Below are 22,952 nucleotides of genomic sequence, written 5' to 3'. Positions count from 1 at the left end.
GGTTTTCCGCAAAACTTATTTACTCGCCATACTGCTCACCAGTCACCTTACCTCTAAACACAATGTACTGGTAAAGGTTGTAAAACAACATCACCGGAATCAAAAACCCGATAAAAATAATCATGATTACCAGCGAACTCGGATCAGCAGCAGCCTCATAAATGGTAATTTGATTAGGAATAATATACGGGAAAACAATTAATCCTAAACCTAGAAAAGTCAGCACAAATAAAAGAATCGTCCACACAAAAGGCGCTCTTTCTTCACACCGGTTGAGACTTTTCAGAAGTTGCCAAATTAGCAAAACTCCTAAAATAGGAATGATGGCAAAGATATAAACTAGGGGTTGTTGAAATAAGCGGGATCTAGCAGTTTCATAAATGATTGGTGTGGTAATGGTGATGAAAACCGCACCGATTAAAGTTGTCCAAGCTGCAATTTTGGCAGTTTTAAAATGAGTAGCTTGTAATTCTCCCGTAGTTTTCCAGATAAGATAAGTTGAGCCAATCAATACATATCCTTGAATCAACGTTAAAGCCACCAACACAGAGGGAATACTCAACCAGTCCCAAGTTGTACCAATAAAGTGTCCGGCTTCATCAACATTAATTCCCTTGAGTACCGCCCCCAAAGCGAAACCTTGACCGAGTGCGGCGGTAAAACTTCCAGCCCCAAAGGCAAAATTCCAGAAAAATTTGCGGTTGGATAACTCCCTAAATTCAAAAGCCACACCCCGAAAAATAAACCCAAACACCATTACTAGGAGGGGAATATATAACGCAGTAAAAATTGTGCCATAAGCTAAGGGAAATGCACCAAAAAGCCCGCCGCCTAAGAGAACCAGCCATGTTTCATTCGCATCCCAAATGTTACTTAAACTGGTCATTAAAATTCCCCGGCGTTCCTCATCCGAGGAGGTGAGAGATAATATCCCCACTCCTAAATCAAATCCGTCTAGCATCACGTAAAGCAAGAGGAAGAGAGCCAAAATTACAAACCATACTTGAGGAAGAAAATACTGGAGCGTCTCCATATAATTACCTGTTGCGATGTTTGTCAAAAATACAAAGTAGGGTGGGTTAGACGGCGACAAAACTCTGCACAATACTAAAAATATATTTCCGTCGTAACCCACCTTTACAGCTTGGGAGTGAGAGGATGTTTGAAAAGTCCTATTGTTGGTAGCAAAACATTCTAGATCCCCCTAAATCCCCCTAAACCCCTTCGGGGATGCGCCTTCGGCGTAGAAGAAGGGGGACTTTGATTCTAATTCCCCCCTTTTCAAGGCTAGGGGGGATCTGCGAGTGCCTAAAATCACAGCCAACCACTTTTCAAACACCCTCTGAGGGCGGGTTTATTTAGATCCTGGTTGATAGGAAAGCATATTTATCAACCCGCCCCTACAGAATATATTTCCGTCGTCAACCCCCCAAACATCCCCAGTCCCGAAAGCCTATTGTTGTGCTTCTACAGGACGTTCATCGGGTATAAACTCTCCAGGAGAAGTTTCTATTGCAGGTTTAGTAATTTCTACTCCGGGGATTGGTAAGTCCAGATTTGGCCCTTGACGAATAATCCGACTACCGAAATATATAGCTGCAATAAATAACAAACTGTACACTGTGACAAAGCTACTGAGTGAAACTAAAACATTGCTAGCAGGTACATTAGAAGCAGCATCAACTGTGCGGATTTGTCCGTAAAGTGTCCAAGGTTGTCTACCTACACAACGCACAATCCAGCCTGATTCTATGGCGATATATCCTAAAGGTGCGGCTAGTATCCAAGCTCGCATCAACCAACGTTGCTGGGTAATATTTTCGGCTGAGAGCTTACCACGTAACCATTGTAGGGTGCTTAACAGCATTAAGCCGGCTAAGAAAAAGCCAATGGCGATCATGGTGCGGAAGGCGTAATAAATTAAACCCACCATGTGGGGACGGTCTTCTGGTTTCCACTCTTTTAAACCGCGTAACGGTTCTGAAAGATTTTGCTTAAATTCCAGAATGTACCCCAACGCATTGGGAATGGTGATTTCCCAGTCATTTTTCTGGGCTTTTTCGTTGGGTATAGCCAGCAAACTCCAATCAGCAGGTTGTCCAGCTGGGGAAGATTCCCATTGGGCTTCCATTGCTGCGAGTTTGGTGGGTTGATAGTGATAAACTTGTTCGCCGCTTAAGTGACCGATGTATATTTGTAATGGTGCGACTGCGATCGCAGCTGCTAAAGCAATCTTTAAAGACCGAGTAAAAAAAGCTTGGTGGCGTTGCTTCAAAATATACCAAGCACTAATTCCACCAATCACAAATAAAGAAGTTTCCAGTGTGGCAAAAAACATATGCAGCACACTATTGACCATGAAGGGATTTAAAATTGCCTGAAAGTAATCACTGACAACAAATTTACCATCAACCATTGCTCCACCTGCGGGAGTTTGCATCCAGGAATTTGCTGTCAAAATCCACAGAGTTGATAAATTCGCGCCAAAAGCTACCAAAATTGTTAAAAGATAATGAATGGCGGGATTAACGCGTTCCCAGCCGAATAACATAATACCTAAAAATGCTGCTTCGAGCATAAATGCCCAAGAAGCCTCAAAACCGATAACGCTACCAAAAAAGTTACCTACAGCTTCCGAGAAAGGTCCCCAATTCGTACCAAATTGAAATTCCATTGGGATACCCGTTGCTACACCAATCCCAAAGTTGAGGACGTAAAACTTTGACCAAAAACGAGCATGAAGGTAGTAATCAGGGTTACGAGTTTTGAGCCATACTCCTTCAACTATGACCAGATAAATCCCCATTCCTGTGGTCAGGACAGGCCATATCATGTGAAATAGTGCCGTGAATGCAAACTGCATCCGTGATAACACCACTGAATCGGATAAAAATTCCACGAATTTCCTCCCTTATTTAGCCACACTATTTAGGATACACGTTTTAAATAGGGCGTGAATATACCAAAAGGCGGCATCTAGAGTAGTTTTGTTGCAAATTGTGTCAATAAGACTTTTCTTGCTCTCCATCAACTATCAATGTGTAATATTAAAAAATATAGTCGGTTATAATTAGAAATCAAGAAATTTATTGGCAGTTTTATGAATCAACCTCTGCTGCGCTTTTTGATTACTAAAAATTATAAGAATCTATCTTTAGAACAAGTAGTTGAACTCCAGAAACTCAATATTTTTATAGGTGCAAATAATTCAGGTAAAAGCAATTTTATCAGTTGCTTAAAATTCTTAAAATCTAGCCTAACTAAAATTCCCGATGAAAATAGAGGTGTCAGTAGTTTTGAAGATGCTATATCTCAATGTGGCGGTGACAGAATTTTAGATATTAGTGTAGATAGTCCTGCGAGAGTAAGACTTGCATATTGTTTTGAATTTCCTCAAAATACCCAAATTAATACAGCTTCTAAAGATAGCAGAATCCTTGATATAAAAATTTTTGTGAATAAACCTAATCTCAAAGTTTCTATAGGAGAAGAGTATTTATATAATGGAGTCAATTTACATGATTACAATTCATCGACACCTTTTTATTATTATAAATTCCATGACAGAGAATTTGGCAAAGGCGCTGTTTCAGTTTATGATGAACCTGGTCAAACTTTAAGAACTCATTTTGAAGGTTTAGAAGATATACCAAGCAATTCTTTAGGACTTGCTACTATTCCCAAGCTACTTGAACATAGTCAATATCCTCCTGAAAATACACCTGTTTATAAAGTCAGAAGAGAATTAATTGAATTAGTTTCCCAGTGGCAATTTTATAATGCCAATAATATGGATTTGAATGAAATCCGGCTATCAGAACCAAAAATTGGAGGAAGTGATATTTACTTATCACAATCTGGAGATAATTTACCTTTAGTATTGGATAATTTAATTCAACAGGATATCGAATTTGAAGAAAGTATTAACATCGCATTAAAGGCTATATTACCGAAAAGCCGTCGTCTTCGACCCATACGTTCTGGTAGATTATCCCTAACTTTAGAATTATATTTTCAAGATATTAAAGAAGCATTTTGTCTAAATGAGTTATCAGATGGAACTGTAAGAATGTTGTGTTGGGCAACTATCTTACATTCGCCAATTTTACCATCATTGTTAGTAATTGATGAACCAGAATTAGGGTTACACGTATCATGGATGCCGATTTTAGCAGAATGGATTAAAAAAGCTGCCAGAAAAACACAAGTAATTATTACCACCCACAGCCCTGACCTTTTAGATCATTTCACAGATTGTTTAGAAAATGTTTTTTGTTTTTACTCAGAAGATAAAATGCATTTCTCCATAAAAACGCTTTCTCCTGAAATGCTGAGTGAAAAACTAGCAGAAGGATGGGAATTAGGTGATTTATACCGTGTTGGCGATCCCAGTATTGGAGGATGGCCGTGGTAGTATGGGTGTTTGCCGGTGGTGGGGAAGCTGAAGTTAGAGGACTGATTCCTTTTTTAGTAGGACTTACGCAATAACTCTCTGCAACCCTCTTTCCTTCGTGTCCTTCGCGTTCTTCTCCCAAGGGGAGACGCTACGCGAATGTGGTTCGTTTTTTCATGATTTTGCGTAAGTCCTGTTTAGAAAAAAGTTTTCCTGGATGCCAATTTGAAAGAAAAACCCCAGTTCGTAATAAACCTGGTGGTAAACCTAATAAGGTACATAGTTATGGCAAAACGGGTAAAAGTTTAATTGAACAAATTAGACGTGAATTACCTATTGCTTTCAAGTATGAACCCAATAAGTGTAATTTGATTTTAGTTTTTGACGATTTAGATTGTCGCAATGCTACTGAGCAACAAGAAAAAATATTAGCGGCAATATTAACAATACCAGAATCTAGTAATTTCAAAAAAATTGTGGGATTTGCTGCTCCTGAATTAGAAGCTTGGATTATCGCAGATTGGTTTAATTCAGTAGCCAAACATCCTGATTTTAAAGGCAGACACCAGCGTATGTGTCAGTGGTTGAGTACAGAGAAAAATATTTCTTTTGATACCCCAGAGTCATTTAGTGAGTATGATAGTGAAAGAGATTGTTGTCTAGAAAAATTATCACAGGCGCTAGTAGATTCTAGTGTTATAGATGAATTTGATAGCAGTTCAACCCGCTTTTCTAAAGGTTTACATACACCTGCGTTATTAGCTGATATACACCCCGATGTAGTTCAAAAGAAATGTCCCTTATTTCGGGAACTTTATAACTATCTCCATGATTTTTGTCGTTCTTCATGAAGCTTTAGTTAAACCCTGTAATTACTAGGTTAAACAAATTTACCTTCTGTAGTAAGTGCTTTACTTTTAAAACACTTACTACAAGCTTGAATTTATTAATGTTTACTTACTTAATAGCCTGTAACATTAATTTACTAAATCTGGGAAAACCTCTTGTACAGCTGGATGTACTAAGCGATGATTTTGGACATTCAAGCCTTTAGCTAATGCTGGGTTAACCTCTAATGCTTTGATACCTAGATTTGCTAACTGCACAACATAGGGTAACGTACTGTTATTTAATGCTTGTGTTGCTGTCCAAGGTACAGCACCTGGCATATTAGGAACACCATAATGGACTACACCTTCTTCAACATATACGGGATTAGTATGTGATGTTACGTGTAGTGTTTCCACACAACCGCCTTGATCAACTGCAACATCTACGATGACTGAACCGGGATGCATTTGTTTGACCAATTCACGGGATACTAATATGGGCGCTCTACGTCCTGGGACTAAAACTGCACCAATTAGTAAGTCGGCTTCTTTGATAGCGGCTTCGATATGAGCAGAGTTACTGTAAAGTAGTTCGACTCTAGAACCAAATAGGGTTTCTAAGTAAGATAAGCGCTCGACACTCACATCTAAGATTTGCACAGCAGCACCCATGCCTACAGCAATTTTAGCGGCTTCTGTACCGACAACGCCGCCGCCTAAGATGACGACTTTTCCGGCTTTGACTCCAGGGACACCACCTAAGAGAACTCCTCTACCACCTTGCTGGCGTTCTAGAAATCTGGCTCCAAATTGTACTGCTAGCCTACCTGCAATAATGCTCATAGGACTCAGCAGTGGTAGTTTGTTAGCACCGGGTTGTTCTACGGTTTCGTAGGCGATCGCACAAGTGCCACAATCAATTAAATGCTCGGTCAATTTCCGATCAGCCGCTAAATGTAGATAAGTGAATAAAATCTGCTTTTGTTGTAAAAATTTATACTCACTTGTCAAAGGTTCTTTGACTTTGACAACTAACTCCCGATTCCAAGTTTTTTCCGGTGTGGAAACAATTTCAGCCCCAGACTCTCGATAATCATCGTCTGTAAATCCCGCACCACTACCTGCTTTAGTCTCAACAAAAATGGCATGACCATTTTCTTGTAGCACTCGCACACTAGAAGGACTCAACCCTACCCGAAATTCCTGATCCTTAGACTCTCTAGGAACGCCGATTTCCATGTTCCGCCTCTAATGATTTTTTATTTAACTTTAGCCTGCCAGTGTCAGGCTTACACTTCCGTATTAGGGATCACTAACTACTAACCTAGTTTTCTCAACCCCACTAGCAAGGGATGAAACTCCTACCCTTGACCGAAAAACGAGACGCAAGCCCCTGACTTTAGGCATGGGGAGAAGGCGGTAAGAACTTTTAAGTTCCGTCAAACGATTGCGTGGCTTTAGCCACAGTGTTAAAATAGATTAGCGAGAAAACAAGTAGGAATAACCTTCAGCGCATTGAAGTATCCTAGTACGGAGCAATCCCGGCAACGGACATATCCGACTCGATTCGGAATAGTTAAAGGGCGAATAATGGCAGGATATGGAGCGTTCATCTTTAAAATATGAAGGACTCAGAAAGTATGCGCGAATGAGAGCAAAAGCTCTTTGAGTGAGTAGAGGGATACTTGAATGTCCCGTTGTCGCCTTTTTCAGGTAGGCAAGAATCCCCTGGCTTTAGACGTGGGGAGGTTCAATATTGCCCCAGTATTTCTACAATATATAAAAAATCATTACAAATTGTTAAAATAGTGTTGCTGTGGTTTTCTTTCTGGAAGCTGTAGCCGATTCTCCAATTGATGCTGGTATTCAAGCACCAGTATCGCCGCCATCTGTTCACTTTTTTAAGTCCCGTTTGCCAAAAAGAGGTTTCTGGAAAATGACACAATCACAACCAACAATTACTCCCAAATTAGAAGATCCTAAATTTGGTTTTAATGAATATGCTGAACGCTTAAACGGTCGAGCTGCAATGATTGGCTTTTTATTGATGGTAGTGATTGAGTATTCCACTAATCAAGGTGTGCTATCATGGCTAGGCCTGAAATAGTGCTGTCAACAAGCATAATACTTGAAGTTGTAAACTAGTAATTAGAAGTGTTTGAACCAGCTGGAACAACTAGCTGGTTTTGACCGTATCAATACCTAATAGCGAACTTCCTTGCACGACTTGCCGTCTATGAGGCAAAGGCACAGAAACAAGTGTTGCTATGATTTTAAAATTGCTGGTAAAAGACACCTGCAAGATGATTAATCACTACACTTTTTCGGTACTGGAGAAGATTTTAGTCATTTAGATGACTATCATCAAAATGGCAGTTAATGTGTGAGGTATTCTCGATTAAGTTACACATAAGGTAATCTGGATAAACCAAGTTGTGATGAATGCTGTATTACCTCGTTTTATAAAGTCAGCCTACAGAAAAGACACAATAATCAGCGTATTGATGACGGTAGGTGTGGTTGATGCGTTGATTGGCGGATTGGATGATAGTTGGTCATTATTTGCTTTCGGTTTGGGGACAGCAGGGATCAGCCTAGCTTTTAAGTTATGGCGTATCCAGCAACGGCGACCCCTACCAGACCAGCCTGTAGTACAACATTACTTGCCTTCGCAGTCATCTAGTCCTACTCTGCCAATTCTGACTATTTCTAAGAAAAAACCACCCCGGTCTGGTAGGGATATATAGCAAGAGTCAAAATTGAAATACTTGCTGTGACTGAGTTTTAGACTTTTGCCGTGTCATAACCACCTTGGCGGTTGCTATAATTCTGTAAATTTTATTGGCGTAAATAACTTAAAAGTGAGGAAAAATAGTGAGGAGTGAGAGAAAAAGTGGTGATAATTCCGTACTGCATCCGTATATTATTATGGCATTTATGGCAGCGATCGCTCTGCCGATAACTGTCTGGCAAGGGTTAAACATTCGTGCTGCTCATGCTGTGGTGGAATTTACACCAGACTCTCGAATCAAAGCTGCGGTTACAAATCCCCAACTGCTTTACAGCTTCTCTGGACATCAAGGAAATGTTGAATCTTTAGCCTTTAGCCCTAATAGCCAAATTCTGGCCAGTGGTGGTTCTAAAAATGATGGCATAATCGAATTGTGGAATACCGGAACTGGTAAAAGAGTGGCGCGTATTAGGAAAGCGCATAAAACTGGGGTGAAGTCTTTGGTAATTTCCCCAGATGGACAAACTTTAATTAGCTGTAGCAGCGATAATACAATTAATCTTTGGAATCTGAGAAATAATAAGTTTAGCCGCTCTTTTGTGGGACATAGCAGTAATGTGATGTCTTTAGCTGTATCTGCCGATAGTCGAGTTCTCGTCAGTGGTGCTTTAGACGGTATTAGGATGTGGGATTTATTACAGCAACGCCCACTGGCGACTTTAGTCAGGTTTGATAATTCTATACATACACTAGCAATGAGTCCTGATGGTCAGACTTTAGTTAGTGGTGATAATAAGGGTGTGATTAAGCTGTGGAACTTGAATACTGGTGAATTAATCCGTGAATTTACTGGACATTCCCGGACAGTGACTACCCTCGCTTTCACGCCAGACGGGTCAAATTTCGTGACGGCTAGCCGCGATCGCACAATTAAAGTTTGGAATCTGAATGCTAACCAGCCAGTACGCACCCTCACAGGACACAATAATTGGGTGAATGCGATCGCCATCAATCGCGATGGACAAACCTTAGCCAGTGCCGGCAGAGATGGCGTAAAATTGTGGAATTTAACTACAGGAGAGTTAGTAAATACACTGATGGGACATTCAGACTGGGTAAGTGCGATCGCCTTTAGTCCTGATGGTCAAACCCTCGCCAGTGGTAGTTTTGATGGCAGAGTTAATATTTGGGCGATCGCACCTTGAATGAATGCTGAGATCCCCGACTTCTCAAAGAAGTCGGGGATCTGAAGTCGGGGATCTGATTGATTGATTAATTAGCATCTGAATATAGCAACCGCCAAGGAGGTTAGGACGCAAAATGCAAGACATCCTCAATGGCATCTCGTAAAGAATCAAACTGCTCCAGTTTTTTTGCGGATTCGACTTTTTCACCCACATTCCGCACCTTCAACTGTCACAAGCGGTAATTACTGAAACAAAAATGTAAACAAAGAATAAAATCAGACATTTGTAGGGAGAAAAGATTTTGAGCAGTGATTAATATGACAAAATGGCATCAGAATGTATTGTCAATAAGTAGCAATAAGAAAGAGAGGTAAATTTATGATGATTTGATAGATAAACTTCTATGCTAAATCTCTAAATTAGCAATTTTATTAATATACACAAGCGACAAACCTGGATTTTTAACATATTAATTGAGAACTAACTGTTAAATCAATTAGCCCGTTAATCAAAAATCAAATAACTAATTACAATACTGTAGCCAAATTACGAGGGTGAGATGATAATGCTTCAACCATGAACTCCAGTTTCTTGCTAGGCTTGGCAAAAACAATCAGTCCTAAAAATTCCTTGAAGGTTTCCCACAAGGGTTTTTTAATGTATTGACGGTAGGATAAGGGTTTTAGATTCTAAACAACCTTTTTCTCGAAACGCTTATGTATGCTTGTTTTTGCCGTTTTTGCCAAAAATTACCAATGTAATTTAAATATGCCAACTAAATGTTTTTCAGCTTGTTTATTAATCAAATATCAATAAGTCGGCAGGAAAAAACAAACCCAGCAGGGGTAACGTTACAAGACCACCTGCCAGGACGGTATATATTATTGCCATGTTTGAGGAGGTTAGTGCTTATTTGTCACAAATAATGCCTATCCTGCATTAGGATAACTAAATAGAAATGACTTTGGGGTTAAGAAAAGCTCATAACTGGGTTAATTTACAGTTAAATCTAGATTTAACCAAAATTACTGGGCATTGTGGGAAGTGAGGGTTGGGAGAAAGTTTTTTCTGGTTCCCGAATTTTATCATGGACTGCAAGGTGGCTTTGGCAACCTACTTGTGGCTAATAATGAATAATATAAGAGAACGCTTTACATTTCTTAAATATTCCAATTTATTAGCACAATGGCAAGAGACTTAAGAGGATTCATCAAAATTCTGGAAGAAAGAGGACAATTAAAGAGAATTTCAGCTTTAGTTGACCCAGAATTTGAAATTGCAGAAATTTGCAACCGGATGCTGCAAAAAGGTGGTCCAGGGTTACTATTTGAAAACGTCAAGGGTGCATCGTTCCCGGTGGCGGTTAACTTGATGGGAACTGTGGAAAGGATATGCTGGGCAATGAATATGCAGCATCCAGAGGAATTAGAGACTTTGGGTAAAAAGTTGGGTATGCTGCAACAACCAAAACCACCGAAAAAGATTTCCCAAGCTATAGATTTTGGGAAAGTGCTGTTTGATGTGGTGAAGGCTAAACCAGGAAGAGATTTTTTCCCAGCTTGTCAGCAAGTGGTGCTTCAAGGTGATGATTTGGATTTGAATAAGTTACCTTTGATTCGTCCTTACATAAATGATGCTGGTAAGATTATCACTCTGGGTTTGGTAATTACTAAGGATTGTGAGACGGGTACGCCTAATGTGGGTGTGTATCGCTTGCAACTGCAATCTAAAAATACCATGACTGTTCACTGGTTATCTGTGCGGGGTGGGGCGAGACATTTACGCAAAGCTGCTGAATGTGGTAAAAAGTTAGAAGTTGCGATCGCCCTGGGTGTAGATCCTTTAATTATCATGGCAGCTGCGACTCCCATTCCGGTAGATTTATCAGAATGGTTATTTGCTGGACTGTATGGCGGTTCCGGTGTAAATTTAGCCAAGTGTAAAACCGTAGATTTGGAAGTTCCCGCAGATTCCGAGTTTGTTTTAGAAGGGACAATCACACCAGGGGAAGTCTTACCAGATGGTCCTTTTGGTGATCACATGGGTTATTATGGGGGTGTGGAAGATTCGCCATTGGTGCGCTTCGGGTGTATGACTCACCGCAAAGATCCCATTTATTTAACCACATTTAGCGGTCGTCCACCTAAAGAAGAAGCGATGATGGCGATCGCACTCAATCGGATTTACACTCCTATTCTGCGGCAACAAGTCTCCGAAATTGTCGATTTCTTCTTACCAATGGAAGCTTTGAGTTACAAAGCGGCGATTATTTCCATTGATAAAGCATATCCGGGACAAGCGCGACGGGCGGCTTTGGCTTTTTGGAGTGCCTTACCCCAATTTACCTACACCAAATTTGTAATTGTTGTAGATAAAGATATCAATATTCGTGACCCGCGTCAAGTCGTGTGGGCGATTAGTTCCAAAGTTGACCCCAGTCGGGATGTATTTATTTTGCCGAATACACCCTTTGATACCTTAGATTTTGCTAGTGAGAAAATTGGTTTAGGTGGAAGGATGGGAATTGATGCGACGACCAAGATTCCACCAGAAACAGACCACGAATGGGGTTCGCCCTTAGAATCAGATCCAGATATAGCCGCGATGGTAGACAAACGATGGGCTGAGTATGGTTTAGCCGATTTAAAGTTAGGAGAAGTCGATCCGAATTTGTTCGGTTACGATATGCGGTAGAAACTATTCCATTCTTAGCCCCCTCCTCGCACCCCCCCGAAATACCCCCGCAACGGGGCGAAGAAAAGGATAAACCTTTGATATCGGAGGGGGTTGGGGGTGGGGTTCTTCTTGATAATTCATTTTGGTGAACAGAACTACCAAACCTTTGCTGTTCCTCGTTTATAAAGTTCACCTGTAAATGGCTGCACACCAATCATGGGATAAGCATCCTCAGTGGGGCTAAAAATTCGCATTACAGCTTCAGAAACATACTGCATTATGCTGACAAATGTCTTTGAAATAGCCATATAAGACTCCTTTTTTGAGTCGCGTTGAATGTTATTGATCTACTTTAGTGCTGATATTATCCACTAGATTAAAATCTCAATATATTGCAAATATCTGCAATACTTCTTTGGGTATCTTTGCAATACTTTAGCTGATGTGTAAGTCTAACTCTTACCCTCAATTATAAATTATAATCTCATCTGAGCAAAAGTTTGTGCAAAAATATTATTGAAATTCACTATTAAAATATATTAAATAATTGTATATTTTGGGATTAACCTATCTTATTTCTCCTGTAGGAGAACAGTATATGAATTTATAGGTTTTAGAGTTGACATTATTTATAGTAAAATCTACCATAATAAAAGTAGCATTCTTCTAAGGACGCTCTTGCATGACAACTTTTCCAGACTGGGACGGCATAGAGAAACAACAAGGAAATCTGTGTGCGGCTGATTACAGCTTGCTAACTGACCTTTATCAACTAACAATGGCAGCTTGTTACACGGGTGAAGGTGTAGAACAACGACGGGCTAGCTTTGAATTATTTGTTAGACGCTTGCCAGAAAATTTTGGTTATTTAATCGCTATGGGGCTACAGCAGGTTTTGGTATATTTGGCAAACTTTCGCTTTCGCCCTGCTCAGATAAAGGCTTTACAGGGGACGGGAATTTTTGCTCATGCAAGTGAAGACTTTTGGAAACTTTTAGCTGAGGGGTGTTTCACGGGTGATGTCTGGGCAGTACCGGAAGGAACAGCCGTATTTGCTCATCAGCCATTATTGCGGGTGGAAGCACCCCTTTGGCAAGCACAGCTGGTAGAAACTTATTTACTCAATACGATTAATTATCAAACCTTGATTGCTACCAGGGCGGCACGCCTCCGGGATGTTGCGGGCGAATCAGCCACACTTTTAGAATTTGGCACGCGAAGGGCGTTTAGTCCCCAAGCCTCTTTATGGGCGGCGCGGGCTGGTTTGGCAGGGGGCTTAAATTCTACTTCTAATGTGTTAGCAGCGCTACAACTGGGAGAACAGCCAAGTGGTACGATGGCTCACGCTTTAGTTATGGCACTTTCCGCAATGGCAGGTAGTGAAGAGCAGGCTTTTACTGCCTTTCATCGCTATTTTCCCGGTTCGCCATTATTAATTGATACATACGATACCATCGCTGCGGCACAGCAGTTAGCTGCAAAAGTCAATGCTGGCGAAATGGAATTAACTGGGGTGAGGTTGGATTCTGGAGATTTGGTTACTTTGTCAAAACAAGTGCGATCGCTTCTTCCTAATGTATCAATTTTTGCTAGCGGTGATTTAGATGAATGGGAAATTGCCAGACTCAAGGCTGCTGATGCCCAAATCGATGGCTATGGGTTGGGAACTCGATTAGTTACGGGTGCGCCTGTAAATGGAGTCTATAAACTCGTAGAAATTGATGGTATCCCGGTGATGAAACAGTCAAGTGGGAAGGTGACTTATCCCGGACGCAAGCAAATTTTTCGTTCCTTTGTGGGGGGTAAGGTAAAAGCCGATAAGTTGGCATTAGTAGATGAAAGCAATGTCTTGGGATCACCTTTGTTACAGTTGGTAGTCAAGAATGGTGAACGGTTGCATCAGCAGGAAAGTTTGCCGGAGATTCGCCAAAGGACTGCGGCTAGTGTGGCTAGTTTACCTGCGGAAACTCGCCGTTTGGATGATCCTGTGGGGGTGGAGGTGGAAATTTCTGCCCAGTTACAGGAGTTGATTTTAAAGACGAGCAAACCAACCGCAGAGGCGCAGAGGACACAGAGATGAGAATTGCTTTATTTGGTACTAGTGCTGATCCCCCGACGGCTGGACATCAGAAGATTCTCAGGTGGTTATCTGAGGGTTATGATTGGGTGGCTGTTTGGGCGGCTGATAATCCTTTTAAGTCTCATCAAACGCCTTTGCAACATCGGGCTACAATGCTGCAATTGTTGATTATGGATATTGATACCCCACGCCAGAATATTGCTTTGGAACAGGATTTGAGTAGTTTCAGAACTCTGGAAACTGTGGAAAAAGCCAAGTCTCGCTGGGGTGAGGAGACTGAGTTTACTTTGGTGATTGGTTCAGATTTATTGCATCAGTTACCGCGCTGGTATCGCATTGAAGATTTGTTACAGCAAGTGCAACTCCTGATTGTGCCACGACCAGGATATGCCATAGATGAGTATAGCTTGGAGGCTGTGCAGAATCTGGGCGGTAACATTGCGATCGCTAGCTTAACTGGTATAGATGTTTCCTCCACAGCTTATCGTGAACATGGAGATACTCAAGCCCTAACTCCCCCAATTGTCGCTTATATTCATCAAGAGCATTTGTACAAATGCCAGGACGCAACCACAAAAAGATACCAATTCCACTAAATCAACAACCTTTGGCCGATTTTAAGGTTGGCGTTGATAATGTCATTTTCTCTGTAGATACTGCCCAAAATCGGCTACTAGTTCTCTTAATCATGCGACAACAGGAACCATTTTTAAATTCTTGGAGTCTTCCCGGTACTTTGGTACGTCAAGGAGAGTCTTTAGAAGATGCTGCCTATCGAATTATGGCAGAAAAAATTAGGGTGAATAATCTTTATTTAGAACAGTTATACACCTTTGGCGGTCCCCATCGCGATCCACGGGAAGCTGCTGGTAGTTATGGTATACGTTATCTCTCAGTTAGTTATTTTGCCCTAGTGAGATTTGAAGAAGCAGAATTAATTGCTGATAAAGTCTCTGGTATTGCTTGGTATCCAGTTAAAGATGTCCCACAATTAGCTTTTGATCATAATCAAGTTTTGGCTTATGGACACAGACGTTTACGAAATAAGTTAGAGTATAGTCCCGTTGCTTTTGATGTTTTGCCAGCTAGCTTTACATTAAATGATTTGTATCAGTTATACACTACAGTTTTAGGCGACAATTTTGCTGATTATTCTAACTTTCGGGCGCGGCTACTGAAGTTAGGTTTTTTGTCCGATACCGGAATCAAAGTTTCACGGGGTGCTGGTCGTCCGGCTAGTTTATATAAGTTTGATGCTGAGGCTTTTGCACCTTTTAAAGATAAACCTTTAGTATTTATTTAGTAGCTTATAGCGTTTCCCACTTTGCTAGGTACTATATTATATTATCTGTGTAGCCTATGGCAAGCCGCTAACGCGTCTATATCTGTGGACAATTAATTCTTGGTGTACCAAATTAAAATGGGAATCGCCATATTTTAATTTGATAATTCTAATTTTTACTTAGCACAAAATTTTAATCAAACATCCACCATGAAAATTGCGATCGCTCAACTAAATCCCATAATTGGTGATTTGCCGGGAAATGCCCAAAAAATTCTGTCAGCAGCGCAAAAAGCAGCCGCTAAAGGTGCGCGTTTATTATTAACACCAGAACTTTCTTTGTGTGGCTATCCCCCCAGAGATTTATTATTAAATCCTAGTTTTGTCGCCGCAATGGGGATGACATTAAAACAGCTAGCTACAGATTTACAGCCGAATTTAGCTGTGTTAGTAGGAACTGTTTCCCAAAATTTAAAAGCCCATAGCACAGGCGGTAAAGGTTTATTTAATAGCATCGCTTTGTTAGCAGATGGTGAGGTAAAGCAAGTCTTTCATAAGCGGCTTTTACCTACTTATGATGTATTTGATGAAAATCGCTATTTTGAACCAGGGCTACAAGCTAGTTATTTCACCCTAGATAATATTGATATTGGTGTAACTATTTGCGAAGATTTATGGAACGATGAAGACTTTTTAGGTAAACGCAGTTATCCGGTCAATCCCATTGCTGATTTAGCAATTTTGCGTGTTGATGTAATTGTGAATTTATCTGCTTCACCCTACAGTGTTGGTAAGCAGCAGTATCGCGAATCTATGCTCAAACATAGTGCGTTACGTTTTGAACAACCGATGATTTATACTAATCAAGTCGGGGGAAATGATGATTTAATTTTTGATGGGCGCAGTTTTGCTTTGAATCGTCAAGGTGAAATTGTCTGTCGTGCTAATGGTTTTACAACTGATTTAATCATAGTTCAATTTGATGAGGCGCAGCGAGATTTACAGTTGAGTTCTGTAGCACCTCTATATCAGTCAGAAGAAGAGGAAATTTGGCAAGCTTTGGTGTTGGGAGTTCGAGACTATGCCCAAAAGTGCCGTTTTTCTAAAGTGGTGCTGGGTTTAAGTGGGGGAATTGATTCGGCTTTAGTCGCGGCGATCGCATCCGTAGCCCTTGGTAAAGAAAATGTCTTCGGTGTCCTGATGCCTTCCCCCTACAGTTCATCACATTCTGTCAGCGATGCTTTGGCATTAGGGGAAAATCTGGGTATTGAAACCACTATTTTAAAGATAGGGGAATTAATGGCAGGGTTTGATCACACCTTAGCTGATTTGTTTGCTGGGACTGAATTTGGCATTGCTGAAGAGAATATCCAGTCGCGGATTCGTGGTAATTTATTGATGGCGATCGCCAACAAATTCGGTTATCTCTTATTATCTACTGGTAACAAATCAGAAATGGCAGTAGGTTACTGCACCCTTTACGGTGATATGAATGGTGGGTTGGCTGTAATTGCTGATGTTCCCAAAACCCGTGTTTATGCACTTTGCCATTGGTTAAATCGCGTTAGGGAAATTATCCCCCAAAATATTATCACTAAACCACCCAGCGCTGAACTTAAACCCGGTCAAATTGATCAAGATTCTCTACCCGACTACGAAATCTTAGACGACATCTTGCAACACCTGATCCACAACCACCAATCAGCAGCCCAAATTGTCGCCGCAGGCCATGATCCGGTAATTGTCAACCGAGTAATTCAGATGGTGGCGCGGGCTGAATTTAAACGCCGACAAGCACCCCCAGGATTAAAAATTACTGATCGCGCCTTTGGTACTGGTTGGCGAATGCCAATTGCCAGTAATTGGGCTGCTGTAAAAAATGCCTATCAGACTCCCACCACCCCTAAATCAATGACACCCGATGAGCAGTAGTCCTTGGTGGCGTGACTAAATCCCCATAAATCAGCCTTGATAACTGATAACTGATAACTGATAACTGATTTAGCCTCCTAATTCCCGCAACATCCCATCTATCCTGTTGACTCCAGCCGAGTCATTTCGCCGTTGATACAAGTTACGAGCTTTTTTAAGCAAGTTGTTGGCTTTTGCGGTTTGTCGTCGCTGTTTATACATTAAAGCCATAAACTCGTAAGTTTGGGCATTATTGGGAGCAAGTTTAATTGCTTGTTCGTAAGCCCAATTAGCGGCTGTAAAGTCTCCCATCCGGGCTTGAGTGATACCTAAACCCAAATAAGCATTCAAATGGTTACGGTTTAGTTGGATAGCACGACGGTAAGATTCTTTCGCGCCTTTGGTGTCACCCATATTAACTTTGATATAACCCACAGCGTAATGAAAATCACTATTATTAGCGTCAATGGCGATCGCTCGACGATAAGAAGCTAGGGCTGGTGGAAAATTTCCTTGTTGGGCATAGAGGTAGCCAATCCCAGAATGAATTCTAGCATTCCTTGGCTCGATTTGAGCAGCTTGTTGATAAATGGCGATCGCCCCATTATAGTCATTAGCAGCCACCAGCCTCTGTCCCTCCTCAAACAGTCTCTTTAATTGGGGGTTTGTGGTTTGCGCCATTAGTACCTGAGCCTGAGCCACTGAGGGGATACTAACAGCACTAAATCCTAAGGACAGAACAGCAACTACAAGCGATATGCGTTTGTACACAGTAAAATTCCTGAAATTTTAGGGGACTTTTTTTTTGTAATTAAAACAAAAATTTTGAGTTTTGAAAACTGTATTTATTTACCTTCACGAAAATTAAATAAACTGTCAATTCAAATACTTTTTAACAGCACAAAACCTCCTGACTTTATACTAAAGCACAGATTGATTATTATAAAGTATTCAGTATATCTCACCAATTAATTTGTGGTTGGACAAAATGCCTTTTGTTGACAGTGGATTTCCTGTGGACTTCTCGCCACACAAATATCAGGTATCTTGCCTTGCTATGATCCTACTAGAGAATCTACGGACACAAAAGACGTAGAGGAGCCGGGAGAACCGGAGCCGGGGGGTTTGGAACTCACCTACTAAGAGGGTTCTGAGCAACTACATTGATGTATTGCGTCAATCTAAAATCTAAAATCTAAAATCCAAAATTGAGTGAAGGAGCTAATTTATGATTGTAACTACGACTGATGTAATTCAAGGTGCGGTGATAGAATCATATTTAGGTATTGTGACAGCCGAAGTTGTATATGGCAGTAATTTCATCCGAGATTTTTTTGCCAGCATTCGAGATGTTATCGGTGGTCGAACTGCTAGCTATGAGCGTTTATTTGAGCAGGGACAGCGAAAAGCCATAGAAGAATTAGAACAACGCGCCCAGCGTTTAGGCGCAGATGCTGTAATTGGGATTGAATTTGACACCGGCACAATCAATATTGATCAAAGCGGAGTTTTATTATTGATTACGGCCACAGGTACTGCTGTGAAAATGCGTTAGTTTGTCAATGGTATTTTCTTCCTAGCTAATGGGTAATCATAGCAAAAGTCAAAAGTCAAAAGTCAAAAGTAGGGGCGGGTATGGCTACGCCACGCAAGCTATCAAAAATCAAAGCGGATTACTATAGATATCATTCAATATCAAGGAGGATATTAGTAAACCCGCCCCTACTGTGACTGGGTTTTAAACTTTTTCCATGTCCTAAGCACCTTGGCGGTTGCTATATCTGTGTTCATCTGTGTTCATCTGTGGACAATTATTTCTTCATGTACCTCATAGAGATGGGAATCGCTATAATACGTTAAATCCAATTAAAATGAATCTTCAAAGCTTTAAATATATATTTATAACTATACGTAAATCACAATTAAATATGCAATCAAAGCCCAAAAAATCAGACATAAATAATCAATAAATTTCATAGAGATTTATTAATTAATTTGAGCTAATCCTGCTGAAGATAGAGTAATTAACTCCTTCTGTTGATAGATATTAAAAATCATATCTGGGAATTTAATTTTAAGCATAAGCATGAATCATCAAATGAATATAACTGAGAAAAAACTTTGCTGACAAAGCAATGGAGAAAATAAACTATGTCATACATGAATCGCTTAGGCGAAGATGTTATTAATGAACCAGCAGCAGGTAGAGTAGCAGAATATCATGATCGGGTGCGCTGGGGACCAATAATTGCTGGTGTTTTAGTGGCCTTAGCTACTCAATTAATCTTGAGTTCCTTATTTGGCGCTATCGGCGCAAGTACAATTGCTGGTTCAGGAGCGCCCAGAAGTATCACCCCTGATGTTGCTGCTAATGTGGGAATTTGGTCAACTCTGGCTTTGTTGATTTCCCTATTCGTTGGTGGTTGGGTGACAACTCGGACTTGTGGCCCCATGAACCGGAATACAGCCCTGCTCAATGGCGCAATTCTTTGGGCTACTACTATCGCTCTGAGTTCTTGGCTCTTAGCGAGTGGAGTCTGGGGGACTTTTGGTGTTGTGGCTCCCAATGTTGTCGTAGCTGTACCCCCCCAAGCAGTTCAACCAGGCGCTCCCGTACCGCCCACTACTGTCACGGCTGAACAAGCTCGCCAAATTGCTGCGGCTACTTCTAGGGCTTTATGGTGGTTTGTCTTCGGTTCTTTGTTGAGTTTAGCTGCGGCTCTTATGGGTGCTGTTGTGGGCGCTCGCAGTCCTAGAACTAATAATTATCGGGCTTAAATATTTTTGGTACACTACAATTCATCGCTAAAAGTGCCTTTTTTAGGTGCTTTTTATTGTGGAAATTGCATTTATGCGATTTTGGTTTAGAAGGAACGAACCGCCAAGACGCATTCGCGTAGCGTCTCCCCTTGGGAGAAGAACGCCAAGGGAAGAGGGTTTTATAGGGTTTTTTCATCGGTCTCTATATTTCTACTAAATTGGGATGCTCCCGTTAAATATTAGGTTTATTTTTTAAACGTTCGCGTAGCGTGCGCGCAGCGCATACCGCAGAGGACACTGAGATGGAAGAATGAGAAGGAAATGCTTTACCATTTCAAGTATGAGGCTTCTATTCCTTGTTCTCGTTTAATTTTGGCATCGGTTTCAAACCAGGTAATCAGTTGCTGTGTGGTTAAGTCTTCTATCGCTACACCGTATTCTTGGGCAATATGCTTGAGGACTTTAAGGGATGAAATTGTTATTCTGGTTAAAAATTTCTCTGAGGAAGATAACAAAGCTGCATCTACTTTTGCTGATTCTTCTAAGGTGAGAAATTGGGTTGTTGGTTGCTGGGGTGGTATATCCATATATTTAGTTTTTACACCTATTTAAATGTTGATTCATGGACAATCAATAATTATTGATTAGTAAGAAGCTTTACTAATTAATTATTAGCCATGATTTAAACTGAATGTGATTGTGTTTGTCTAGCTTGCACCAAATAGCCGCAACGATGTTCACCATCGATAATCCAATGGGTGCGCTCTACGTGACAATCTGGTAGGATTGCTGCAAACATTTCTAATTCATGACCGCAGATGCTAGGGAACGATTCAGCGACATTGGAAATGGCACAGTTATGTTCCATGAAGATAAAGCTATCTTCTTGTGAGGATTCCACTGAGTGATATTCTGCCATGAATCCTTCTGCTTTTCTCAGATTCACTAAATTAGCTACACGTTCTTCTAGTGATCCGTTGCCGACGCGATCGCGGTATTCTTGAGCTTTACGCTCCCACTGTTTTTGTAAAATCGAGGTTACTTGGTCACGGCCTACGGTTTGGGCTAAAGTGTCCAACAGTGAAACTGCAAATTCACCATAGCGATCGCTTTGATGATTGTTTAAACTCCGTTGCAGGCGATCGCGTCCCCGGCGGCTTAACTTATAGATATGCTGTGGCCGCCCCATACCTATTTGTACAGATGAATACAAAACTAGGTCTTCCGTCTCCAAATCTTTCAAATGACGACGAATTGCTTGCTTGCTGACATCTAAAACTTCGGCTAACTCAAAAGCAGTTGCTTGTGAGCGCTTAAGCAGATACTCAAGAATATCTTGCTTGGTTGAGGTCTGGTGAGTAGTCTCCATTTGCTCTACAAGACGCTGCATGAACGTCCCCAAAAATTTTTTTTAGAAAATTTGACTTTAACAACATTGTTGTTGTTAATTTAGCGTAAAATGAAAATAAATTAAACAACCCACAAGTTGTTTTACTCCCAAAGTCCTATTTTAACAGCCGTGTTACCACTCGGAAACACTAACAGGGAAAAGGCTCAAACAGCCCGTCTCCCATTCTTAAAGAGATTTCCGTAAACAGATTCCACGATTCCAGTTCTGAACACAAGAGATTAATACCGATGAGTGTCACTGCCAAAACCTTAGTCAACCAACCCTACAAGTACGGCTTTATTACAGATATTGAAGCCGACACTATCCCGCGTGGACTAAACGAGGACGTTGTTCGCTTGATCTCCGCCAAGAAGAACGAGCCACAATTCATGTTAGATTTTCGCCTCAGATGTTATCGCCAGTGGCTCAAAATGACGGAACCAACTTGGCCGAGTGTCAAGTATCCAGCCATCGACTATCAGAATATTATCTACTATTCCGCGCCCAAGAAGAAGAAAGCCAAGCTCAACAGCTTAGATGAGGTAGATCCTACCTTGCTAGAAACCTTTGAGAAATTGGGTATTTCTCTCTCTGAACAAAAGCGACTAGCAAATGTGGCTGTCGATGCAATTTTTGATAGCGTTTCTGTTGCTACCACATTTAAGGACAAACTCGCCGAAGATGGAGTTATCTTTTGCTCGATTTCGGAAGCTTTACAAGAACATCCCGAACTGGTGCGGAAGTATCTGGGTAGCGTCGTTCCCGCAGCAGACAATTATTTTGCCGCTTTAAATGGTGCTGTATTCAGTGATGGTTCTTTTGTCTATATTCCTAAAGGCGTAAAATGCCCAATGGAATTGTCTACATATTTCCGCATCAACTCCGGGGATACAGGACAGTTTGAACGGACTTTGATTGTGGCTGAAGAAGGAAGCTATGTTTCCTACCTGGAAGGCTGCACTGCGCCGATGTATGATACCAATCAATTACACGCCGCAGTGGTGGAACTTGTCGCCCTGGATAATGCGGAAATTAAATACTCCACTGTTCAAAACTGGTACGCCGGTGATGAAAAGGGTAAAGGTGGAATTTATAATTTCGTGACTAAGCGCGGTTTGTGTCAAGGTGTAAATTCTAAGATTTCCTGGACTCAAGTCGAAACAGGTTCAGCAATTACTTGGAAGTATCCTAGCTGTGTTTTGCTTGGTGATAATTCTGTGGGTGAATTTTACTCGGTGGCGCTGACTAATAATATGCAGCAAGCTGACACGGGTACGAAGATGATTCACGTTGGTAAAAATACTCGCAGTACGATTATTTCTAAGGGTATATCGGCGGGTAATTCTAGTAACAGTTATCGCGGTTTGGTGAAGGTTAATCCTACGGCTAAGGGTGCGAGAAATTATTCTCAGTGTGACTCGATGCTGATTGGCGATAATGCCCATGCTAATACTTTCCCTTATATTCAGGTGCAGAATAACGCCAGTAAGGTGGAGCATGAGGCTTCTACTTCTAAGATTGGTGAAGACCAATTGTTTTATTTTGCTCAACGGGGTATTTCGCCGGAGGACGCTATTTCGATGATGATTAGCGGTTTCTGTAAGGATGTTTTTAATCAGCTACCTATGGAGTTTGCTGTGGAGGCTGACAAGCTTTTGAGTATGAAGTTGGAAGGTAGTGTTGGGTAGTTGGTTTTGGATTAACGAACCGCA

At 41.1% G+C, this 22,952-nt stretch carries 20 protein-coding genes; 13 read left to right on the top strand and 7 right to left on the bottom strand.

Annotation, left to right across the window (positions count from 1 at the left end; all coding sequences use genetic code 11):
• Positions 1 to 19: 19 nt before the first annotated feature.
• Both cydB and NSP_RS00160 read right to left on the bottom strand, forming a co-directional pair.
• A complete protein-coding gene (gene cydB, locus NSP_RS00165) occupies positions 20 to 1,033 on the bottom strand; it encodes a cytochrome d ubiquinol oxidase subunit II (protein ID WP_006194411.1) in 1,014 nt (337 codons plus the stop codon).
• A 420-nt stretch (positions 1,034 to 1,453) separates the two neighbouring features.
• Positions 1,454 to 2,899: a cytochrome ubiquinol oxidase subunit I gene (locus tag NSP_RS00160; protein ID WP_006194412.1), complete on the bottom strand. Its 1,446-nt coding sequence runs from the start codon at positions 2,897 to 2,899 to the stop codon at positions 1,454 to 1,456.
• A 201-nt stretch (positions 2,900 to 3,100) separates the two neighbouring features.
• On the opposite strand from NSP_RS00160, the gene NSP_RS00155 reads away from it, so the two are divergent.
• Both NSP_RS00155 and NSP_RS00150 read left to right on the top strand, forming a co-directional pair.
• A complete protein-coding gene (locus NSP_RS00155; RefSeq protein ID WP_006194413.1) occupies positions 3,101 to 4,414 on the top strand; it encodes an AAA family ATPase in 1,314 nt (437 codons plus the stop codon).
• 155 nt (positions 4,415 to 4,569) lie between these two features.
• On the top strand, positions 4,570 to 5,244 hold the full coding sequence (locus tag NSP_RS00150) for a DUF4276 family protein (RefSeq protein WP_006194414.1): 675 nt from the start codon (positions 4,570 to 4,572) through the stop codon (positions 5,242 to 5,244).
• Positions 5,245 to 5,370: 126 nt separating this feature from the next.
• On the opposite strand, the gene ald is transcribed toward NSP_RS00150, so the two are convergent.
• Positions 5,371 to 6,462: an alanine dehydrogenase gene (gene ald, locus NSP_RS00145; protein WP_006194415.1), complete on the bottom strand. Its 1,092-nt coding sequence runs from the start codon at positions 6,460 to 6,462 to the stop codon at positions 5,371 to 5,373.
• A 697-nt stretch (positions 6,463 to 7,159) separates the two neighbouring features.
• Here ald and NSP_RS26625 point away from each other — a divergent pair.
• The 4 genes from NSP_RS26625 to NSP_RS00125 all read left to right on the top strand — a co-directional run bounded on the left by NSP_RS26625 (position 7,160) and on the right by NSP_RS00125 (position 11,835).
• On the top strand, positions 7,160 to 7,330 hold the full coding sequence (locus NSP_RS26625; protein ID WP_042201593.1) for a chlorophyll a/b-binding protein: 171 nt from the start codon (positions 7,160 to 7,162) through the stop codon (positions 7,328 to 7,330).
• Between the two features lie 331 nt (positions 7,331 to 7,661).
• Positions 7,662 to 7,970 (top strand): hypothetical protein, encoded by a 309-nt coding sequence (locus tag NSP_RS00135; protein WP_006194417.1) that lies wholly within the window; start codon positions 7,662 to 7,664, stop codon positions 7,968 to 7,970.
• A 181-nt stretch (positions 7,971 to 8,151) separates the two neighbouring features.
• Positions 8,152 to 9,159: a WD40 repeat domain-containing protein gene (locus NSP_RS00130; protein ID WP_017803697.1), complete on the top strand. Its 1,008-nt coding sequence runs from the start codon at positions 8,152 to 8,154 to the stop codon at positions 9,157 to 9,159.
• Positions 9,160 to 10,326: 1,167 nt separating this feature from the next.
• Positions 10,327 to 11,835, top strand: a complete 1,509-nt coding sequence (locus NSP_RS00125) for a UbiD family decarboxylase (protein ID WP_006194419.1) — start codon at positions 10,327 to 10,329, stop codon at positions 11,833 to 11,835.
• A 137-nt stretch (positions 11,836 to 11,972) separates the two neighbouring features.
• On the opposite strand, the gene NSP_RS00120 is transcribed toward NSP_RS00125, so the two are convergent.
• The gene (locus NSP_RS00120; protein WP_042201566.1) at positions 11,973 to 12,125 is read right to left on the bottom strand and encodes a hypothetical protein; all 153 of its coding nucleotides are present in this window, start codon (positions 12,123 to 12,125) and stop codon (positions 11,973 to 11,975) included.
• Positions 12,126 to 12,499: 374 nt separating this feature from the next.
• Here NSP_RS00120 and NSP_RS00115 point away from each other — a divergent pair, with 374 nt between their 5' ends.
• The 4 genes from NSP_RS00115 to NSP_RS00100 all read left to right on the top strand — a co-directional run bounded on the left by NSP_RS00115 (position 12,500) and on the right by NSP_RS00100 (position 17,111).
• Positions 12,500 to 13,897 carry a nicotinate phosphoribosyltransferase gene (locus tag NSP_RS00115; RefSeq protein ID WP_006194421.1) on the top strand — a complete coding sequence of 466 codons (1,398 nt, stop codon included), beginning with the start codon at positions 12,500 to 12,502 and terminating at the stop codon, positions 13,895 to 13,897.
• Entirely contained in the window at positions 13,894 to 14,493 is a 600-nt protein-coding gene (locus NSP_RS00110; RefSeq protein ID WP_006194422.1) for a nicotinate-nucleotide adenylyltransferase, read from the top strand. The genes NSP_RS00115 and NSP_RS00110 overlap by 4 nt, the downstream gene beginning before the upstream one ends.
• Positions 14,454 to 15,200, top strand: a complete 747-nt coding sequence (locus NSP_RS00105; protein WP_006194423.1) for an NUDIX hydrolase — start codon at positions 14,454 to 14,456, stop codon at positions 15,198 to 15,200. Before NSP_RS00110 ends, NSP_RS00105 begins: the two co-directional genes overlap by 40 nt.
• Positions 15,201 to 15,389: 189 nt before the next feature.
• On the top strand, positions 15,390 to 17,111 hold the full coding sequence (locus NSP_RS00100) for an NAD+ synthase (protein ID WP_006194424.1): 1,722 nt from the start codon (positions 15,390 to 15,392) through the stop codon (positions 17,109 to 17,111).
• Positions 17,112 to 17,180: 69 nt separating this feature from the next.
• Here the strand turns inward: NSP_RS00100 and NSP_RS00095 are convergent, their stop codons facing one another.
• A complete protein-coding gene (locus NSP_RS00095) occupies positions 17,181 to 17,861 on the bottom strand; it encodes a tetratricopeptide repeat protein (RefSeq protein WP_006194425.1) in 681 nt (226 codons plus the stop codon).
• A gap of 457 nt (positions 17,862 to 18,318) precedes the next feature.
• Between NSP_RS00095 and NSP_RS00090 the strand changes: the two genes are divergently transcribed.
• Together NSP_RS00090 and NSP_RS00085 are read left to right on the top strand one after the other, a co-directional pair.
• A complete protein-coding gene (locus NSP_RS00090; protein WP_006194426.1) occupies positions 18,319 to 18,645 on the top strand; it encodes a YbjQ family protein in 327 nt (108 codons plus the stop codon).
• Positions 18,646 to 19,241: 596 nt separating this feature from the next.
• Entirely contained in the window at positions 19,242 to 19,868 is a 627-nt protein-coding gene (locus tag NSP_RS00085) for a hypothetical protein (protein ID WP_042201570.1), read from the top strand.
• A 308-nt stretch (positions 19,869 to 20,176) separates the two neighbouring features.
• Here the strand turns inward: NSP_RS00085 and NSP_RS00080 are convergent, their stop codons facing one another.
• Positions 20,177 to 20,437 carry a hypothetical protein gene (locus tag NSP_RS00080; RefSeq protein WP_006194428.1) on the bottom strand — a complete coding sequence of 87 codons (261 nt, stop codon included), beginning with the start codon at positions 20,435 to 20,437 and terminating at the stop codon, positions 20,177 to 20,179.
• A gap of 95 nt (positions 20,438 to 20,532) precedes the next feature.
• The gene (gene sufR, locus NSP_RS00075; RefSeq protein WP_173403320.1) at positions 20,533 to 21,219 is read right to left on the bottom strand and encodes an iron-sulfur cluster biosynthesis transcriptional regulator SufR; all 687 of its coding nucleotides are present in this window, start codon (positions 21,217 to 21,219) and stop codon (positions 20,533 to 20,535) included.
• A 269-nt stretch (positions 21,220 to 21,488) separates the two neighbouring features.
• Here sufR and sufB point away from each other — a divergent pair, with 269 nt between their 5' ends.
• Positions 21,489 to 22,928, top strand: a complete 1,440-nt coding sequence (gene sufB, locus NSP_RS00070; protein WP_006194430.1) for a Fe-S cluster assembly protein SufB — start codon at positions 21,489 to 21,491, stop codon at positions 22,926 to 22,928.
• Positions 22,929 to 22,952 lie beyond the last annotated feature (24 nt).

Source organism: Nodularia spumigena CCY9414, from assembly GCF_000340565.2.
Lineage (GTDB): Bacteria > Cyanobacteriota > Cyanobacteriia > Cyanobacteriales > Nostocaceae > Nodularia > Nodularia spumigena.
Note: the sequence above shows the minus strand (reverse complement) of the source record. Positions and strands in the feature narration are given on the sequence as shown.

Bases quoted from the DNA above. Each gene is read 5' to 3' on its own strand.
- cydB (WP_006194411.1), bottom strand. From the start codon at position 1,033: ATGGAGACGCTCCAGTATTTTCTTCCTCAAGTATGGTTTGTAATTTTG.
- NSP_RS00105 (WP_006194423.1), top strand. From the start codon at position 14,454: ATGCCAGGACGCAACCACAAAAAGATACCAATTCCACTAAATCAACAA.
- NSP_RS00090 (WP_006194426.1), top strand. From the start codon at position 18,319: ATGATTGTAACTACGACTGATGTAATTCAAGGTGCGGTGATAGAATCA.
- NSP_RS00135 (WP_006194417.1), top strand. From the start codon at position 7,662: ATGAATGCTGTATTACCTCGTTTTATAAAGTCAGCCTACAGAAAAGAC.
- NSP_RS00125 (WP_006194419.1), top strand. From the start codon at position 10,327: ATGGCAAGAGACTTAAGAGGATTCATCAAAATTCTGGAAGAAAGAGGA.
- NSP_RS00130 (WP_017803697.1), top strand. From the start codon at position 8,152: ATGGCATTTATGGCAGCGATCGCTCTGCCGATAACTGTCTGGCAAGGG.
- sufB (WP_006194430.1), top strand. From the start codon at position 21,489: ATGAGTGTCACTGCCAAAACCTTAGTCAACCAACCCTACAAGTACGGC.
- NSP_RS00155 (WP_006194413.1), top strand. From the start codon at position 3,101: ATGAATCAACCTCTGCTGCGCTTTTTGATTACTAAAAATTATAAGAAT.
- ald (WP_006194415.1), bottom strand. From the start codon at position 6,462: ATGGAAATCGGCGTTCCTAGAGAGTCTAAGGATCAGGAATTTCGGGTA.
- NSP_RS26625 (WP_042201593.1), top strand. From the start codon at position 7,160: ATGACACAATCACAACCAACAATTACTCCCAAATTAGAAGATCCTAAA.
- NSP_RS00100 (WP_006194424.1), top strand. From the start codon at position 15,390: ATGAAAATTGCGATCGCTCAACTAAATCCCATAATTGGTGATTTGCCG.
- NSP_RS00150 (WP_006194414.1), top strand. From the start codon at position 4,570: ATGATTTTGCGTAAGTCCTGTTTAGAAAAAAGTTTTCCTGGATGCCAA.
- NSP_RS00120 (WP_042201566.1), bottom strand. From the start codon at position 12,125: ATGGCTATTTCAAAGACATTTGTCAGCATAATGCAGTATGTTTCTGAA.
- NSP_RS00085 (WP_042201570.1), top strand. From the start codon at position 19,242: ATGTCATACATGAATCGCTTAGGCGAAGATGTTATTAATGAACCAGCA.
- NSP_RS00115 (WP_006194421.1), top strand. From the start codon at position 12,500: ATGACAACTTTTCCAGACTGGGACGGCATAGAGAAACAACAAGGAAAT.
- NSP_RS00110 (WP_006194422.1), top strand. From the start codon at position 13,894: ATGAGAATTGCTTTATTTGGTACTAGTGCTGATCCCCCGACGGCTGGA.
- sufR (WP_173403320.1), bottom strand. From the start codon at position 21,219: ATGGAGACTACTCACCAGACCTCAACCAAGCAAGATATTCTTGAGTAT.
- NSP_RS00080 (WP_006194428.1), bottom strand. From the start codon at position 20,437: ATGGATATACCACCCCAGCAACCAACAACCCAATTTCTCACCTTAGAA.